14 protein-coding genes and 3 pseudogenes are annotated in these 18,109 nt (G+C 48.5%); 5 read left to right on the top strand and 12 right to left on the bottom strand.

Going from position 1 to position 18,109, the window contains the following annotated elements:
• The first annotated feature begins 16 nt into the window (after nt 1–16).
• Nucleotides 17–1,024 (top strand): LacI family DNA-binding transcriptional regulator, encoded by a 1,008-nt coding sequence (locus tag QLG07_RS15395; RefSeq protein WP_282469587.1) that lies wholly within the window; start codon nt 17–19, stop codon nt 1,022–1,024.
• Here QLG07_RS15395 and QLG07_RS15390 read toward each other — a convergent pair.
• A pseudogene (locus QLG07_RS15390) lies at nt 982–1,125 on the bottom strand (ISNCY family transposase); the annotation flags it as partial. The gene QLG07_RS15395 and the pseudogene QLG07_RS15390 overlap by 43 nt on opposite strands.
• A 165-nt stretch (nt 1,126–1,290) precedes the next feature.
• A complete protein-coding gene (locus tag QLG07_RS15385) occupies nt 1,291–1,917 on the bottom strand; it encodes an ISNCY family transposase (RefSeq protein ID WP_282469631.1) in 627 nt (208 codons plus the stop codon).
• Between the two features lie 125 nt (nt 1,918–2,042).
• Between QLG07_RS15385 and QLG07_RS15380 the strand changes: the two genes are divergently transcribed.
• From QLG07_RS15380 to QLG07_RS15370, 3 genes and pseudogenes are all read left to right on the top strand, one after another.
• A complete protein-coding gene (locus QLG07_RS15380) occupies nt 2,043–3,575 on the top strand; it encodes an IS3 family transposase (RefSeq protein ID WP_282469586.1) in 1,533 nt (510 codons plus the stop codon).
• A 407-nt stretch (nt 3,576–3,982) separates the two neighbouring features.
• Nucleotides 3,983–4,225 (top strand): annotated as a pseudogene (locus tag QLG07_RS15375) (hypothetical protein); the annotation flags it as partial.
• Nucleotides 4,226–4,230: 5 nt separating this feature from the next.
• Nucleotides 4,231–4,464, top strand: a pseudogene (locus tag QLG07_RS15370) (hypothetical protein); the annotation flags it as partial.
• 177 nt (nt 4,465–4,641) lie between these two features.
• Here QLG07_RS15370 and QLG07_RS15365 read toward each other — a convergent pair.
• Genes QLG07_RS15365 through QLG07_RS15355 form a run of 3 tightly spaced genes read right to left on the bottom strand, consistent with a single transcriptional unit; the run spans nt 4,642 to nt 9,645 of the window.
• A complete protein-coding gene (locus QLG07_RS15365) occupies nt 4,642–5,832 on the bottom strand; it encodes a hypothetical protein (RefSeq protein ID WP_282469585.1) in 1,191 nt (396 codons plus the stop codon).
• Nucleotides 5,829–6,290: a hypothetical protein gene (locus QLG07_RS15360; protein ID WP_282469584.1), complete on the bottom strand. Its 462-nt coding sequence runs from the start codon at nt 6,288–6,290 to the stop codon at nt 5,829–5,831. The genes QLG07_RS15365 and QLG07_RS15360 overlap by 4 nt, the downstream gene beginning before the upstream one ends.
• Nucleotides 6,268–9,645, bottom strand: coding sequence for a hypothetical protein (locus QLG07_RS15355; RefSeq protein WP_282469583.1), 3,378 nt, complete (start codon nt 9,643–9,645; stop codon nt 6,268–6,270). The genes QLG07_RS15360 and QLG07_RS15355 overlap by 23 nt, the downstream gene beginning before the upstream one ends.
• Nucleotides 9,646–10,276: 631 nt before the next feature.
• Here QLG07_RS15355 and QLG07_RS15350 point away from each other — a divergent pair.
• Nucleotides 10,277–10,723, top strand: coding sequence for a VOC family protein (locus QLG07_RS15350; RefSeq protein WP_048917967.1), 447 nt, complete (start codon nt 10,277–10,279; stop codon nt 10,721–10,723).
• Here QLG07_RS15350 and QLG07_RS15345 read toward each other — a convergent pair.
• The 7 genes from QLG07_RS15345 to QLG07_RS15315 form a co-directional block, all read right to left on the bottom strand.
• Nucleotides 10,720–11,214, bottom strand: coding sequence for a GNAT family N-acetyltransferase (locus QLG07_RS15345; RefSeq protein ID WP_099753806.1), 495 nt, complete (start codon nt 11,212–11,214; stop codon nt 10,720–10,722). The genes QLG07_RS15350 and QLG07_RS15345 overlap by 4 nt on opposite strands.
• A gap of 238 nt (nt 11,215–11,452) precedes the next feature.
• On the bottom strand, nt 11,453–12,103 hold the full coding sequence (locus QLG07_RS15340; RefSeq protein WP_048917969.1) for a methionine ABC transporter permease: 651 nt from the start codon (nt 12,101–12,103) through the stop codon (nt 11,453–11,455).
• Nucleotides 12,087–13,157 (bottom strand): ATP-binding cassette domain-containing protein, encoded by a 1,071-nt coding sequence (locus QLG07_RS15335; RefSeq protein WP_282469630.1) that lies wholly within the window; start codon nt 13,155–13,157, stop codon nt 12,087–12,089. The genes QLG07_RS15340 and QLG07_RS15335 overlap by 17 nt, the downstream gene beginning before the upstream one ends.
• A gap of 11 nt (nt 13,158–13,168) precedes the next feature.
• Nucleotides 13,169–13,963 (bottom strand): MetQ/NlpA family ABC transporter substrate-binding protein, encoded by a 795-nt coding sequence (locus tag QLG07_RS15330; RefSeq protein WP_062818536.1) that lies wholly within the window; start codon nt 13,961–13,963, stop codon nt 13,169–13,171.
• Nucleotides 13,964–13,990: 27 nt separating this feature from the next.
• Nucleotides 13,991–15,337 (bottom strand): LLM class flavin-dependent oxidoreductase, encoded by a 1,347-nt coding sequence (locus tag QLG07_RS15325; RefSeq protein ID WP_282469582.1) that lies wholly within the window; start codon nt 15,335–15,337, stop codon nt 13,991–13,993.
• On the bottom strand, nt 15,334–16,542 hold the full coding sequence (locus tag QLG07_RS15320; protein ID WP_133623629.1) for an SfnB family sulfur acquisition oxidoreductase: 1,209 nt from the start codon (nt 16,540–16,542) through the stop codon (nt 15,334–15,336). The genes QLG07_RS15325 and QLG07_RS15320 overlap by 4 nt, the downstream gene beginning before the upstream one ends.
• Before the next feature lie 10 nt (nt 16,543–16,552).
• The gene (locus QLG07_RS15315; protein ID WP_282469581.1) at nt 16,553–17,782 is read right to left on the bottom strand and encodes an SfnB family sulfur acquisition oxidoreductase; all 1,230 of its coding nucleotides are present in this window, start codon (nt 17,780–17,782) and stop codon (nt 16,553–16,555) included.
• Between the last annotated feature and the right edge of the window lie 327 nt (nt 17,783–18,109).

Genomic DNA, 18,109 nt, shown 5'->3' with positions numbered 1-18,109 from the left:
CGCAAAATGGAAGATTATGGCGTCTTTGAAAGATGTGGCCAAAATGGCCAATGTATCGTTAATGACAGTTTCGCGGGCGCTTAATTACCCTGAACGCGTGAAGCCCGAGACCCTTGCACGCGTGCAGGAAGCGATTCTGCATTTGAACTACGTACCTGATTTGTCGGCAAAACAGATCCGCAGTGTGGGGACTAAAAACAAGACGATCGGCGTACTGGCGTTGGATACGGTAACCACACCTTTTTCCGTCGAAATCACGCTGTCAATCGAGGAGACCGCGCGCGCACACGGCTGGAAAAGCTTCGTGGTTAACATGTTCTCTGATGATAATCCGAACGAAATTGTCGATCTGCTGCTTGCTCATCGGCCCGGTGGCATCATTTTCACTACCATGGGACTGCGTGAAGTACGCATACCGCCCAAGCTGCTGACACATCCCTGTGTTCTGGCAAATTGCGAGAATAAAGACGAGCCCGTTGCCTGTTACATACCCGATGACGAGAAGGGCCAGTACACTGCAGTTAGAGCCTTGTTGGCGGCAGGATATCGTCGGCCTATCTGTCTGCATTTACCCGCCAACCACCTGGCGACTTCCCGTCGCCAAAAGGGAATGGCGCGCGCCTGTCTTGAGGCAGGCATCGATCCCGGTACGCTGGATCATTACTATATGCAGCTTGGCGATGAGCACTACCGTGACATTCCCGACGTTCTCATGGCTCATATTCGTCAGGGGATACCCCAGTTTGATTCAGTGATTTGCGGGAATGACCGCATCGCATTTATGGTGTATCAGACGCTTTTGGCTAAAGGAATTCGTATCCCGCAGGATATCGGGGTTATTGGTTACGATAATCATGTAGGCATTGGCAACCTGTTTTTGCCGCCGTTATCTACGGTACAGTTACCGCATTACGAAATTGGTCGACTAAGTACTTTGCATATCATTAACGGTGATGACAGCAAGGCGAGGGTACTGGTGGATAGCCCCTGGCTGTCTCGTGAGTCATTTAGTCGCTGCACCTGACATTCAGTCAGCCCGAGTGGTGAAGCAGCATCACGACGTCGCAGGCATTTTTCAACAACGGCCTGGATCACCGCAAGGCGGTTAGGTTCTTTTTCTGGCAATGTCACCAGGCATCTCAATATCTCCCTAAAGCAGCGGCAGGATCGCCGTTGCAGGGTGATATTGAAAACTGGTCAGATCTGGATATCTCAGCTTAGCTACTACCTTAAATATCGAAGATAATTCTCAACTTACCAGTGGGTGAGTAGGATGAAATAAAAGTACGATTACCCAGAGAAGTGAAGAGTACTATATGTGCGGGCGTTTTGCGGTTGCTTATCAAGGTATTCCCGCGTGGCCAGCATGTAATCGAATGCAGATTCTGTTTCACAGAACCGCAGGTGCATCAGCCGACCGGTAGCATCGTCAATATAAACCAACAAGCAGCATTTTGATGCACGACCTTCAAACCAGTCATGGTGAGAGCCGTCGATTTGAATGAGTTCGCCAAGACAGTCGCGGCGATAGCGTGGTTGATAGACCCGAGGCTTGCGTCGAGCATGAGGAACCCAGAGACCGTCGGCAATCATCCAATGACGTACGGTTTCTACAGAGATCGATATTTGGTGGCGTTCGCTGAGCTTTTCTGTGGCTAATGTGGGCCCGAAGTCGCTGTAATTTTCACGTAGCAACGCCAGAACATTCATTCTTAGTTGCTCCGGAAGATTATGATTTCCCGGTTTACCGCGTTTTAAGCTGGCAAGCCCGGGAGTTCCTGACAGGCGAAACTTATCCATCAGGCGCTGAACCTGACGTTCGCTGAGATCCAGCTGACTTGCAGCATCACGACGGCGTAGTCGTTTTTCACAAACAGACTGGATAATCTGGGCGCGAACTAACTCTTTATCAGACATAGTCACCAACATTTTTCGGATCCCTGAAGTCACAAAAGCGTAGGGCCTTTATGCCAAAAAAAGGGACATTTCTAAATGGCTAAAAGGGGGTGCGGACGATTTCTTGGACTCTCGGGAGAGAGTTAATGCATTCATATGAGGACAGGGTTCGGGCTGTTGAACTCTATTATCGATATGGCAAAAAAGCCTCTGTGGTCATCAGAGAATTGGGATATCCATCCATAAAACAGCTCGGTCGCTGGGTGCGAATTTATGAAGAAACCGGCGAATTACCGAGAGAATTAAAATCGAGACAGCGATACTCACAGGCGCAAAAAATCGCTGCTGTAGAACATTACCTGACGCATGGTGGTTGTCTGGCGTTTACCCGGCGATCCATCGGCTATCCCAGCGACGTATTACTTAAACGCTGGATTGAAGAAATATATCCAAACCGGCGCCCTCTGATTGTGCGCTCAAATACAAATAAATGCTTCAGTCAGGAAGAAAGATCTCAAGCCGTCCGTGAGCTCTGCAACCGAAGCGGAACCGCCCTTAAAGTTGCTCAAAAAGTTGGTGTGAGCGTCCCAGTGCTGTACAAATGGAAGAAAGACTTGCTCGACGATGAGGCTTATCGATCCATGCGAAGACGTAAAACAGCACCTCAGAATAAAAACCAGGATACATTGCTTGATGAAATCACGCGACTTAAACAGCAGGTTCATCAGTTGCAGCTTGAACGCGATATCCTGACAAAAGCGAATGAACTGATAAAAAAAGACATGGGCATCAGCGTCCTGACTCTGAAGAACAGGGAGAAAACCCAGGTCGTTGATGCCCTTAAGGAAATCTATTCCGTTGCTGAACTGCTCTGTGTACTGAAGCTTGCCCGGAGTTGCTATTTTTATCACAAAGCGAGCCAGCGTCTGAATGATAAGTACGCGGAAATACGGATAGCCATGGCAAAGATCTTCGAAGGAAATTACCGCTGCTATGGCTACCGGCGTCTGCACGCGATGCTCCGAGAGAACAAGCTCTGCATCTCTGAAAAGGTTGTCCGCAGGCTGATGACTGAGGAGCAACTCGTCGTTAAGCGAGCCAGGCAGCGGCGATACAGCTCTTACTGCGGAGAAATAGGGCCGGCACCTGAAAATCTCCTTGCCAGAAATTTTCGATCCAGCAGGCCAAATGAGAAGTGGCTGACTGATATTACTGAGTTCCAGCTTCCGGCGGGCAAGGTCTATCTGTCACCAGTAATCGACTGTTTTGATGGCAAAGTGGTGAGCTGGTCGATAGGAACACGTCCGGACGCAAAACTGGTGAATGGCATGCTCGATGACGCTCTCTATACGCTCAGAGAAAATGAAAGACCGGTGATACATAGTGACAGAGGTGGCCATTATCGATGGCCGGGTTGGTTGGATCGTATCAGTGCATCGGGTCTTATAAGGTCCATGTCGCGCAAAGGTTGTTCGTCGGATAATGCGGCATGTGAAGGCTTCTTCGGGCGGGTCAAAAATGAAATGTACTATGGCAGAAACTGGGCGGGCACGACGCAGGAAGAATTTATCTACTTCCTGGACAGGTACATACGCTGGTATAACGAGAAGCGAATTAAAGTATCTTTGGGTGCAATGAGTCCGGTGAAGTATCGGCAGCATCTGGGGATCACAACATAACCAGTCCAACAAAACATCCGCATCTCCAAAAGTGACATTACTAAATTGCTCTAACATTATCGGTGCGCATAATGTATATTATGTTAAATACTGTTCGTCATTCAGACCACGATCAATCACACACTTACCCACACTTCATCTTCACATTGCTACGCGTTATGTTTGCCGGTTATTCTCGCCGAGATATATAGATGGCTCGCCCAAAGAACTTACACGACTTGCCATGCAGTTAACGGGACGGTTATCGATACATAAAGAAGAATTTCGCACTCTTACCCATTCCCGGCAGATGAACAATGGCATGGTCCATGATTGCGTGTCAGTGAATTACTGCTTTTGGAGTGCCATTCGATTAAACCCAATCTTCGAGGGGATCAGTTCAGCTTGATTGTGACCATAGTAGATGAATGACGCTGGACAACATCATCAAAGCAAACCTGCATAATTTTGACGATCGGGTTGATGTCTCCCAGTTTATCGAGGCGTCATTTGCTGGCGGTTTGTTTGAGGATATTGCTGTTGCTTTTGAGGAAATCCTCGACGCTGAAGGGTCTGCACTGGCATCTGCAATGGTGGAAAGACACGCTGTGCTGTATCCGCTGAAATTTGGTTCCTGTATGCGGGAAGTTAACCTTTGGGGATGCCCTTATTGACTGATCAGCAACTCAATCCCCTGAACTTAAGGCCTAAAGAAAAGCAACAATATGTCAACCGCAAGAACCGCTTGGCGTTATTGGCCCAAAATCAGCAGTTGCAAACTGAAATCAGTGAGTTGCGTAATCAGCTGGCACAAGACACGATTGACTTGATTGAAATTGTAAAAACGATAAAAATCAATACAACAATTACTGTGGAAAGATTACTCGGTCCATATGTAATCAGAGCATAGTTCCTGATTATGCTCGCAGCTCAAATTGGTTTTCGTAAATCAAAAGGATTAATCAAAGAGAATTATCTGCCAATTACCTCTGTACTTTTCGGTGCGGAGGGAGGTTAATGCCCTCCCCTCTTCATTTGCATATAATGTCCTAGTAAAACGGGAAAATGCAAATTACACGAACATTTATTAAATTAAATCATCGTATTTATCAATAATAAATTTTATAGCCACAGACGCACTGGTATAGGCACAATAATTTTGAATCTCATCTGCTTTATGCTTATTGCCTAAATCACAAACTGATTTAATGACGGCACAAGGAATATCATATGAAAAGGCTGCAGCCATTACTGCATAAGACTCCATTTCAATAGCAGTCACTTTACGATGTTTATCTGCGATATCATCTACAGTAGCTTGAGTTGCAATGACCGATGATCCACAAGCCATTGGAGCTATTAATATTTGCGGTACTGATGTTAAAACATTTTGTGGCCAAGATATAGCTAATGACTTCAAAAAAACAGTGTCTTGCGATAAATCTCTTAGCCGTTCCTTCACTTTTCTGTTGAGGGCAAACTGATGCGGCTCTGGCAAGAAAATTGTATTACCTTCGTGATCTTCAGAGATCTTACCAGCTCCCCAGTCCCAAACAGGATCGCCAACAATAATATCTCCTAACGAAGTTTTTCCTGATACACCGGCACAAATTCCTGTCATCAACATTATTTTTGGTTTGAATTTTTCAATTATTCTTGTTGCTAGTTGTGACGACCATGTAACGCCCATTCTCTCTGCCGAAGATGAAACAAATTTTAGTTTAGTTCCATTGGCTGTAGTTACTTCATAGAAGTAATACCTATAGCCATCAATATTTGAAGCAGTGTATGATGGTGCTAGCTTTAATAATTCTTCTAATTCTGTATCTTCTAAAGCCGTTATGATAGCAACATCAGCACTCATGTAGTTTATATTTTTTTCAATTGCGCGAGCTTTAGTGACAAGCAAGTCTTTCCAACAATCAGCATCGTTTTTCAAATCAAACAAAGGCCAACCAAATTGTTTGAAAGTATTAAAGTGTGAGGTTACATCTGAGGAGTTTGATGTTAATCCAAAAATATATCGTGGTATTTTTGAATGAGTCAGACGCTCAACACTATTCAACAACTCCACGCCTCCTTGAGGATTTATATCGCCTCCGTCTATATCAGGAATCTGAATATCGACAATCATGATATCAAAGAGCGTCTTGCTAAGCTCATCCAATGCATCATAAACGGAAGCTACTTTGGTAAAGTTTATATTATCAAAAATACCTAGTGCTTTACTAATGATTGGGTATTTGTCGTAATTATCTTCAACTAAAAGAATATTCAATTTAATACCTCGTATAATTTTTCTTTAAGCAAAATTTTCCACTCATTAGAAATTGAGCGAAAGAAAATAGATCCTTTATAAATTTCGGGATGTTTTTTTGAAAGTTTATTATCTAATATTTTTAATGGAAAGGAATCATCTCCTGCACCGAATGTATCATATTGAGTAACAACTAGAATTGGAATTTTATAACCTAATAAATCCATTTGAGCCAAAAAATCCTCACCAGCAAAACTCTCAGGTATACCTCCAACGGGATCTTTGTCAGAAATATCATAAGTTGACATGCTCATATCTAATAAAATTAGATCATAGTTAGGATTGTCAAGCACTTCAAATACACCACTTGATAAAGATTCTCTGCATGTAATATTATTTATATTTAATTCATCACGAAGATATTCAGAAATTGCATTTGATTTATACAAATCATCTTCAATTATTAAAAGTTTGATCATAGCTTAACCCTTTTGCATTTCTGAAGGAGGTTGTAGCTGAGAAATTGTTTTCTGACAAATAACGCAACGTTACTTCCTCGCGAGCATTTAATTCATAACGTATAGCACTTTTAACTCTAGCAATTCCAGTATTCCCCCCCTCTCGTTGCATTAAACTTCTTAGATCCTCAGAGGAAACAGGAGCACTATACTTTGTTAACTCTTGGTTTTTTTCTTCGTAATTGTGCACCGCTAAACAGTCATTTCTGACTTCGATTGAAACTTTGTTGGTTGTTATGTCAGCAATGCATTCAATCTCAATATTTACATTAGATGGATGCAAAAGGGAGTATTTGATGGCATTATTAACTAAGTTATAAACTATATCAACGATTGCAGATAATATGTCATATTTTATTTTAATTTTGTTGTTGTCTATTACTTTAATATTTTCAATTTGAACCATGTTTTTTATAATGCCAGTTATTATTTCCATATCATAACTTTCTTCATGGAAGTCCTGCTTAAGTTTGAACCAATTTATAATAACATCTAGTTGGTTAAGAACATGTTGTTTTGAAATTGTTACTAGCCTATTGAATTCATATGAAACACTACAGCCACTTTCACGCTGTATTTCATAAAGATAATCTTCATAATCATCAAATAACGTTAATATATCAGCTCTACTTTTATTATCTAAAGCTGATATTACTTGCAAGCAGGAAAAGGCAAGTTTATCTTCAATAAATTCATCTAAATAACCACAGCACTCATTGAAACTCTGTGAGAGCTCTATTTTCTTTGTGATTCTAATTAAATCATATTCATCAAAATAAAAATTGAATTTTTGCTTCGTAGGGTTGGGGGAATCTATAGATATTTGCAACCAGTCATTAATAATCTCATTTATAATGAAGTAAAGTTTTTTCTTGAATTCAACCCTTTTTATTTTTAATTGTGCTATCAGGTCTTCTGGTGTATCTTTTAATAGATTGTAGAATTGCTTATCTTCATCATTATCATCGGCAGGCATAAACCCATTACTTACGAGACTACTTGTAATTGTTGATTCTAACGTGCCATGTCGAATTCTTGTGCTAAGATATGTATTAAGGCCTTTCAGTCCAAAACAATACTCCTCGATGTACGTTTTGATCATTTGAAATATTGCTTTTAATTTATAATTTTGTCCAAGGGCTGCATATTGGAGGATGTGAGCAGGTAAAATATTTAACCCCATGTTTGTCACGGTACTTATATCAACCTTTTCTAGATCCAAGTTTTTTAAAACTCGCTCAATTTCGCTATCTAGAATATCTCCAAACTCACTTCGCTTTTCTATTATGTCTTTATAAAGAAAGTTCAATTGCTCCCAAATATTATTCAGTATATAATCTTTATCCGCATAGATCTTAGTGCTATTAACTTGTTTTTCTGCAACTTCTAGAACCTTTCTTTTAGACAATATCTTCGACTCATTTACTAATTTATCTTGATTGCCCATTTTGTTGCTAACTAGTATGTTGCAAATTCTAATTCTTTCATCGTACGCTTCGCTTTGAGTTCTATACAACCATGATTTAGTTAGTATATCCTTTTCGCAGACGTCAGATAAGAAGAAACCTAGTATCCCATTAGTTTTATCAATTGGCAATTCTGAAGGGTGCTTAAATCCCATATATCTAATAGATTTACCTATAGCGATACCTGTAGCGTTGAGATTCATTTTTTTATCGACAAAACTATCCTTGCATAAATATAAGCAAATGGCCGTGTCAATGTTAGTTGCATTTTTAGCATTTGACTCAAGTGCAGAGTAAAACTCTTCAGTAATAAAGTAGTTAATTGCTGAAGGCGACAAATTGTGCATATCTAAAAAACATCTGCATGCATCTTCTATTCTTCCTGTCATCGATTTGACTTTTATGTATAGCTGAGATAATTCCTTGTCTTTATAAGTTACTTTATCGACGAGATAATTTGATGCCTCACTGACTTTATTTTCATTCATTAACTGAATAATAAAGTACTTGAGCCTCCTTTCATTATTATTAATATCATGCAGCTTTTCTCTTTTCATGAAAATGTCTGCAGTTACTCCTTCAGGCTTGTAACTATCACTTCCATGCGCCCTATTAGATAAAATGATAGATTTCAAAGGCGTATTATCTTTTGAAAATAAAAGTTCAGCCTTGATAATATATGCCTCTTCCTCGTTATAATATCCTTTTGACTCTATATTAATTCTGTGCTTTATCAAATTAAAAACTAAGACTCCTCTAAATGCCAAATTTAAATTGGATAATCTTGTTGATGAATGTTGAAATTTTTCATTTTTTGAATAGACATCAGACATCAGATTTGATTGCAAGAAATAAAAACATTCCTCAGGTAATTTTGTATCAGTTAATGATAGAGATTTTGTAAAAATCTTGAATCTTGAAGAATCGAATTCCTTTGCTTTAGATAATATACGGATAGTTATATCATAATCATTCAACGTATAGCTATCATAAATCAGCTGTGCTTCTTCTGATAAATCTTCATTTGAGTTTAAGTTTCTAAAAAGATAATGATCTATAGATGAAGTATATTTTATTATGCTGTCGTAATATGATTCATAACCACTGTATATGCCGGTAATGGTTATGTAACAGAGCATTTCAAATGCCTTATATAAATCTACTAATGTTGAGCTTAACTCATACTTAATTACTTGAAAAATATCAAATGTAATACTATTGCTATTTAAACCGAAAATCCTATAGTTGATGAAGCTATAAATTCCGTTCTTCAATGCTTCTGGGTCTATTATTTCCGGTGTGATTAAAATACCCTCGTCTATCTCATTTAGGTTGTTTTGATGAATTTTAATTAGAATGTCATCAAAGGTATTATAATTTTTTGTTTCATCACCAATTTTGACCTCTTTGTACATAAGGTATTCTAAGTTATTTCTTTGTGTAATACTCCAAAAGCTTAAACCAAAATTCGAGTCAATTTCGTCTAAAACTTGAAGTGAATCTTTAGGTTTATCGAAAAGCAAACTATCAATATACTTTTTCTCTAAATATATGAATTTGGATATTGAATTTTGGTTTCGGTTCAGAACTCCAATTACATAATGGAATAGTACATTATTATCAGCAGATTTCACAGGCTCAGATATAAAAGCTTTGAATTCATATATTGTTCTGTTTTCTATTGCTTCGTCGATACTAGTCATATTATTGAAAGGGAATTTTTCATACATAATCTTAGAAAAAGTTTGAAGGGCTTTAGGTTCAAGTTCTTTAAATGCCTTTTTCAAGATAACAGTTTTATTTCTGCTGCTTTTGAATATTCTGTCTAAGGTGCTTATTTTTCTTGCCATTTTTGGCTCCACTTAAGGTGGCATATTTATTCATTATCTGGAATAACTCTTCAGACTTGGCATGGTCTTACCTGTTCAAGTCAGGGAGTAAGCTTTCGCCTAACTCGTAGGAAAACCTTTTTATTTGTTAAAATTCCGTTACCTTAGCGCTCCATGTGCCACGTTGATTACACAATGCTACCGCCCTCAGAGGCAAGAGCCCTGATAAACTCTATGCTAGCGCAACCTACACTTTATTCAATAGATCAATCAGATAACCAGTCAAGACCATGAGACGATTGTTTTGAAAATGTGATGAAAAATGATCAATGAATTTGAGTTAGGCGTATCGGCTAAAAAAAGCCAACACTGGCCGAGCAGGGTTAGTTCATGAAGCTAGTTGAAAAAATACGATATTTTTTAACGGAAATCAATAATAAAAACAACGTATTAAACGACACGATATCTGTGAACTAGCTTTGCAATCAACATAAGTTAAATTTCATATCTGATTACGCACTACGCGGGCCTTATCACTCATCCAGACTCTCCTTCCCTTCTATATGCCTTATTAAGCGTTGAGCACTCACGATCAACTGCCACCTTTTGCCTGTGTCATGATGCATTCACTCATTACCCACAGGAACGGCTCATGTCAGACAATGATGTTGGATTTAGTCATCTGGCTTTACAGGTGAAAGACCTGTCGAAAAGCGTCGAATTTTATCAGCGTTACGCAGGCATGCAGATTATTCATCAGCGTGAACCCGGGATTGCTGAAGCACAAAAAGTGGCGTGGCTGTCTGACCTGACGCGGCCGTTCGCGCTGGTGCTGGTGCAGTCAGAAATCAGTAATGACACACCGCTGGGACCCTTCGGTCATATTGGCGTGGCCTGCGGTAGCCGCGAGGAGATCGATGCCAAGGTCAAACTGGCTGAGCAGGAAGGCGTTTTGCGCCGTGCAGCGCAGCAATCTGCTGCACCGGTTGGCTACTGGGCTTTCTTTGCGGATCCTGATGGCAATACGCTGGAGCTGTCATATGGTCAGCAGATCGGCATGGAAGTTATCACCGCGCGCCTGTCGTCATCGACCGGCTAAAGCAGTGATTTACTCATGCGGTAGTTGATAAAGTTCTGGCCGCGCACCTGCACCTGTTGTGCTGCGAGCAGTTGGTACCCTCGCCTGCTGAAAAACGGCTTAGCCGTGACGCTGGCCTCAGTAAATATCTCCGGCAACGCCATGGTAATAACGGCGTACTCCAGTTTTTCCAACAGCGCACTGGCCACCCCGGTGCGCAGATACTCCGGATGGGTGAACATCAGATCGAGATGACCATCAAACTCTACGTTGCCAAAACCCACTATCTTATCCTCGATGCTGGCAACCCAGCAGTGACTGTCGAGCAGCCGCTTTTGCCAGGACTCCCGATCAACCTGTGCCCAGGCTGCAATCTGTGCAGGATTATAATCGTGTGAGGCTGTCTCGCGCACAGCGCGTTCAAACACCGTAATCACCCCTTCGAGGTCAGAATTTTGGTACGACCTCAGCTTAAATGTCTGACTATGCACTATTCCCCACTCCTTATCCATTTGAAGCAAAAGAGGGTCATCGACACTCCGTAACTTCCTATCCTATTGAATATAAAGTAAAATATAAAACAGATCGCGCTACGTGAATTCTGATGTTTTTGCTGTACTGTGATACAGGAAGATTGACGTAGCACCGTTAAAAATGTCCCCCTGCCAAGCCTGCAGCTTTAATGATAGCGCGGTAGTTACATATGACATACTCATAGTTATATCTGTACGTTGTAACTAAAGTACCACATTATCGATGATTTAAATGCCGCGACAGCCGATCGCCGCACAGCTGTAATACCGTGACCAGCGCCACCAGCACGATTATCACCGTGAGCATCACCTGCGAGTCAAAACGCTGATAGCCGTAGCGGTAAGCAATATCCCCCAGCCCGCCCGCACCAATCGCGCCCGCCATTGCCGAAGCATTAATCATGGTGACCAGCGTAATGGTAAATCCGCTGACAATCCCCGGGCGCGCCTCTGCCAGCAGCACATGCCAGATGATATGCCGCCGATGGAAGCCCATCGCCTGCGCCGCCTCCACCAACCCTTTATCCACCTCGCGCAGGCTCACCTCGGCAATACGCGCAAAGAACGGGGTTGCAGCCAGCGTCAGTGGGACAACGGCGGCCCACACGCCATAGGAGGTACCCACCACCAGTCGGGTAAAGGGGATCAGCGCAACCATCAGGATCAGAAATGGCACCGAGCGGAACAGGTTGACGACCCAGCCCAACAGGCGATTAAGCAGCGGATTGGCGAAGAGATTATTGCGATCGGTAATCACTAATATCACCGCCAGCGGCAACCCCAACAGCAGCGCGGCCAACGAGGAGGCTCCGACCATCATCAGCGTATCGAGCAGCCCCTGCCATAAACGTTCAAGCTGGAGTGACATAGCCCAGCACCTCCACGCGGTCAGCCAGCGTCTGCGGAATGCTGGCAGGATTAAACGGCAGCGGCTGTCTGGCCGCCTGCAATACGATATGGCCAATCTGTCGGCCCTGCACCCACTCCAGCGCACTCTGGATCAGAATAACCTCCTCACCCAGTAGCCCGGGCTGCGGCACCGCCCCCTGACCGGTATAGCTCAGGCGCAGCAGCGGCTGGTCACTCTGCGTCTGGGGAGCGCGATGCAGGTGCGCCAGCAGCGCTTCCGGCAGACCGCTATGCTGAGGATTGAGCAGGATGCGGGTGGTCGGCTGCTGCGGATCGCCATACACCGCCCACACCGGGCCCTGCTCTATCACCTTGCCCTGCTCCAGTACCGCCACCTGGTGGCACAGATCGTGGATCACATTCATCTCATGGGTAATAAGCACGATGGTGATGCCCTGCCGCTGATTAATCTCGCGCAGCAACGCCAGAATCGAGGCGGTAGTCTCCGGGTCAAGTGCCGAGGTGGCTTCATCGCACAGCAGCAGCTGCGGCTGATGCACCAGCGCCCGGGCAATCCCTACCCGCTGCTTCTGCCCGCCGGAAAGCTGCGCTGGCCAGGCGTGCTGGCGTTCTTCCAGCCCGACCAGCGCCAGCAGCTCATCAACCCGCTTTTTGCGCAGCGGTGGAGAAACGCCCGCCACCTTCAGCGGTAGCTCGATGTTCTCACGCACGCTTTTCGCCGACAGCAGGTTGAAGTGCTGGAATATCATGCCGGTGCCGCGCCGCCATTCAACCAGCTCACGCTGAGTCAGGCGGTTAATATCGACACCATCCACCACCACGCGCCCCGCCGTGGGCGTTTCCAGCCGGTTAAGACAGCGGATCAGCGAGGACTTGCCCGCGCCGCTGCGCCCGATAATACCGTAGATAGCCCCGCGCGGGATCGTCAGGTTGATATCGTGCAGCGCATCCAGCGGCTGGCCGGAATAGCGTTTCACCAACCCCTGAATCGCCACATGCGTCGAGCCATCCGGGCTTACGGCATCAGTTTCTGTTAGCTCATCCCACGTCATCGTCGCCATGCTTACTGCTGCCAGCCAGGCTGATAGAGCTTGCCGTAAAACTTATCGAGGCTGGCGCGCACCACCGGGGAGTGCTGATAGATATCAACAAACTTCTTCAGGCGCGGATCGTCCTGGTGCCCGTCGCGGATAACAAACTGAATCACATATTCCGGGTGCTCCAGCCCGTCAAACAATAGCGCGTTATTCGGGTCAATCACGCCGGAGGCGCGCAGATAGTGCGGATAGCCCTGTGCGAGATCAACCTCCTCCAGCGAGCGCGACAGCTGCACCGCTTCCACTTCAATAATCTTCAGGTGCTTCGGGTTAGCCACAATATCGTCAACGGTAGACTTCAGCCCCGCGCCGGGCTTTAGGGTTATCAGCTTCGCCTTTTGCAGCAGCAGCAGGCCGCGCCCGCCGTTAATGGGGTCATTGGCAATCGCCACCGTGCCGCCGTCGGGGATCTGATCGAGGCTGCTGTGCTTTTTCGAGTACAGGCCGACATTATTAATAATCGCCGGGGCGTACTTCACCAGATGAAATCCGCCCTGCTGATTGGCGTTATCAAGAAACGGCTGATGCTGGAACAGGTTAACGTCGATATCGCCGTTTTCGACGCTGACGTTAGGCGCCGTCCAGTCGCTGAACTCAATCAGTTCCACCGCCAGCCCCTGTTTCTTTGCCTCTGCCACGGCGGTTTCCAGTGGCGGTGCGAAGGCCGAGGTGGTGCCGACTTTGAGCGGCCCGCTGTAATCGGCCGCCAGCGCATTTCCGCTGAGCAGCGCGGTCAGTAACAGTGTTTTAATTATTTTCATGATGACCCCTTTTTATGTCCCAGATGTTCAAAGATCGTGACGCCAGCGGGCGGCCGGATGGCGCAGCGGCAGGCGGTCGTGGTGGAAGAGTTTGTGGCGCAGCGTGCCGGGCTGATAGGCGGTTTTATAACGCCCGCGCTGCTGAAGTTCCGGTATAACCAGCTCGATGAAATCGATATAGCTCTGCGGATTGACGATGCGCGTCAGGTTAAAGCCGTCGATATCCGCCTCATCCAGCCAGTGAATAAGCTGGTCGGCCACCTGCGACGGGCTGCCAACAATCAGCGGATAGCGGCCACCGAGGGCGTGCTGCTCCAGCAGCCGCCGCCGTGTCCAGCCGCTGAAGGTTTTGCTGACCGACTCGATGGCGCGCCCGGAGCCGCTGTCGATCGGTTCATCCAGCCCGAAGCGGGCGAGATCGATGCCGATAGAGCTGGAGAAGTGGGCAATCCCCGCTTCCGGGCTGGCATAGCGTAGGTATTCCTGATGCTTCTCCTGCGCCTCCTTTTCCGTGGGCGCGACAATCACCGACACGCCCATAAACACCTTCACATCACCCGGTTCACGCCCGGCATCGCGCGCCGCGCGGCGCAGCGTGTCCACCTGGGTGCGCATCGCCTGCGGGGTGCTGCCGTTAACAAAGCTACACTCCGCGTGGCGGGCGGCAAACTGCACGCCGCGTGCCGAACTTCCGGCCTGAAACAGCAGTGGCGTGCGCTGCGGTGACGGGGAGCTGAGATGGTAACCCTCTAGCTGGTAATACTTACCGTGATGGCGCACCGGATGAATTTTTGCCGCATCGGCGTAGCGGCGCTGCTGGCGGTCGGCGAGCACTGCACCCTCTTGCCAGCTGCCCTCCCACAGCTGGTAGCTGACGTCGAGAAACTCGTCCGCCTGGTCGTAGCGCTCGTCATGGCCAAGCAGCTGCGGCTGCCCCATCGCCCGCGCGGCGCTGTCGAGATAACCGGTAACAATGTTCCAGCCCACGCGGCCATTGGTGAGATGGTCGAGGGTGGAAAAACGGCGGGCAAACGGGTATGGCGCCTCGTAGCTCAGGTTGGCGGTCAGCCCGAAGCCGAGGTGCTCGGTGACGCTGGCCATCGCCGACACCAGCATCAGCGGATCGTTAACCGGCAGCTGCACCGACTCGCTGGCGGTCAGCGCAATTCCCTGCTGATAGACGTCATACACGCCGAGGATATCGGCAATAAACAGCCCGTCAAACAGGCCGCGCTCCAGGGTACGCGCCAGGTCCAGCCAGTAGCGTAAGTCGTTAAACTCGGTGGAGCGGTCAAGCGGATGGGTCCACATGCCGTGATGGATATGCCCGACGCAGTTCATATTGAAGGCGTTAAGCAGGATTTTTTTGCTCACAGCGTCCCCCTGCGTGCGGGTAACGCACCGTTTAACAGATAGTTGCCGATCGCCGGATACTTCCAGCGCACCGGGTCGTGCAGCGTATGGGTGCGCGCATTACGCCAGTGGCGGTCAAGGTTATGCTCGCGTAGCGCGGAGCGGGTACCGGAAAGCTCAAACAGCAGGTTGGATGCCTCCAGCGCCAGCTCGGTGGTCCAGGCGCGCACGATGGCAACGGCAATCGAGGCCGCCGCCACGCTGTCGGCATCCGGGTTACGCTGCGCGGCGTCTACCGCTTCACCCGCCTCCTGCAGGAGGGCGTCACCGGCCTGCAGGCGTGGCGCAATCTGGCCCACGCGATCGATGGTCAGCGTATCCTGCGCGGCGTGATCCACCCCGGCATCGGGCCACGGGCGCGCACGGCTGTTGATAAAGTTCAGCATGTCGTTAAATGCGGCGCGGGCGATGCCCTGTTCGATGGCGGCATGCATGATCTGCGCGAATGGCCCCACGGTGGTCGGGCGCTCAAAGGCGCTCTGAAACGGCACGATATCCTGCGGGTCGACCCTGACGTGATCAAAGGTGACCGTGCCGCTGCCGGTGGTACGCTGCCCGAATCCGGACCAGTCGTCGATCACGCTGACGCCAGGCTGAAAGCGCGGGACAAATACCAGCTGTTCCCTGCCGCTGGCATCACGCGCCGCAGTGGGAATGCGGTCAGCATACAGCGCGCCGGTGGCGTAAAACTTCTGGCCGTTAAGCAGCAAATCCGCACCGTGCGGCAACACCGCCGTACTGCGCTGATGGGCCGCCGCCGAGCTGAACTCCGCCAGCGCGTTGCCGAGATGCACGCCGTCCAGCACCTCCTGATAAAAACGCTGCTGCTGCGCCGGGCTGCCGTTGACGCGCAGTACCTCCAGCGCATAAAAGTGGTTCTGCGGCACCTGACCAATCGCGGCATCGGCCTCACTCAGAATGGCGATCGCCTGCGCCAAAACCGCCGAAGAGAGCGCCGCGCCGCCGAATTCGGCCGGTACGGTAATCGCGCCCAGCCCGGAGGCAAACAGCGCCTGCAACTGCGCGTGCGGCAATTCGCGCTCGCGGTCCCTGCGTGAAGATCCGCTGCGAAACTCCTGCGCCAGCTGCTGAGCAACCTCGATAGCCTGCTCAGCACTGTGAATGCGGCTGGCGGGATTTTTGGCCTGAACCTGACTGGTTGGCATGACGTGCTCCTTATATCCAGGCATGGCGCACCGGAAAGACACCGTTGAGGTAGTAGTTGCCGATGGCGTGAAACTTCCAGCGGATCGGGTCGTGCAGCGTATGGGTGCGCGCATTGCGCCAGTGGCGGTCAAGGTTATGCTCAGCTAGCGTGGCGCGGCTGCCGCCCCACTCCAGCAGCTTCTCACTGGCCTTCAGCGCCGCCTGGGTCGTCAGCACTTTGGCCTCCGCCACCACGATGGAGGCGCGCGCCGCCGTGGCCGCATCCAGGCTGGCAGGGTCGACCTCATCGAGAAAGCGTGCCGCCCGGCGCAGCAGCGCATCCGCCGCGGCAATCTCGACCCACACGCGCCCGACGTCGGCCTGCAGGTGCGGGTCGTCGCTGTTGCGCTCCACTCCGGCATCCACCCACGGCCGGGAATGCTGGCGCACAAAGGCGCAGGCCTCATCAAAGGCGCCGCGGGCAATTCCGCCGTCGATAGCCGCCTGTATCAGCTGCGATACCGGGCCGCGCAGCGACGGTTTATCGCTGGCGGGCGTGGGGATCACCAGCGCAGCCTCCACCGCCACCTCATCCAGATGGATAGTGCCGCTGGCGGTGGTGCGCTGCCCGATGCCGGACCAGTCATCAACGATCTCCAGCCCGGCGGAATCGCGGGGCATAAACGCCATCACCGGCTGGCCGCTGTCGTCGATAGCGGTGGTTACAATGATGTCGGCGAACAGTGCACCGGTGGAGTAGAACTTACTGCCGGAGAGCCGCAGCCCGCCTTCACGCTGCCGCAGCCGCGCCTGCACGTCCCGGGTGTGCCGGGTGTTCTTCTCCGGGCCGCCATTGCCTAAACGCTGCCCCTGCACTACGGCAGAAAACAGGCGCTGCTGCTGTGAGAAGGTACCCTCATCGCGCAGGAACTGTATCAGTCCGAAGTGGTTCTGCGGGATCTGCCCGAGGGACGGGTCGGCGGCCGAGATAATGCGGAATACTTCCGCCACGGTACGGTAAGAGAGCCCGCCGCCGCCGAATTCGCGCGGCACGGAGATACTGCCGAGGCCGGAGCGGCTGAACAGCTCCAGCGCCTCCAGCGGGTAGATGCTTTCGCGGTCACGAGTGGCGGCATCGCGCAGCGCCAGATCGGCCACCGCACGCGCGGCGCAGAGCGCCAGCTCATCGCTGAGGATCACCCTGGCCGGAGGATTTTCTGGGCGTGTAAGTGCCGCAGTTTGTTGCGCTGACTGGCTCATGATTTCCCTTAATTAACAGGCAAAGCGATGCCGGATGGCACAGGCCATCAGCAACAGGATTTGTCGAATTTAATTAATATAATCAGAGCGATAATAATTAGTAAAGCGCCACAATTATGACAAATATGGCGTTTGATTGCTGATATTCAGCTAAGGGAACTCACTGTATCGGGCTGACCGAAAAAGAAGGTCAACCCCTACGGAAATAATCGTCCGGCACATCAATCGTAGGGGCCGACCGCTGTTCTGGTCGGCCCTTATATAAACGGGCTGAGCGAAAAAGAGGGTCAGCCCCTACGGGTAATAATCATCGGGCACATCAACCGT

Origin of the sequence: Erwinia sp. V90_4, from assembly GCF_029967685.1 — a bacterium.
Taxonomy (GTDB): Bacteria; Pseudomonadota; Gammaproteobacteria; order Enterobacterales; family Enterobacteriaceae; genus Erwinia; species Erwinia aphidicola.
This window is presented reverse-complemented; position numbering and strand designations above follow the sequence as displayed.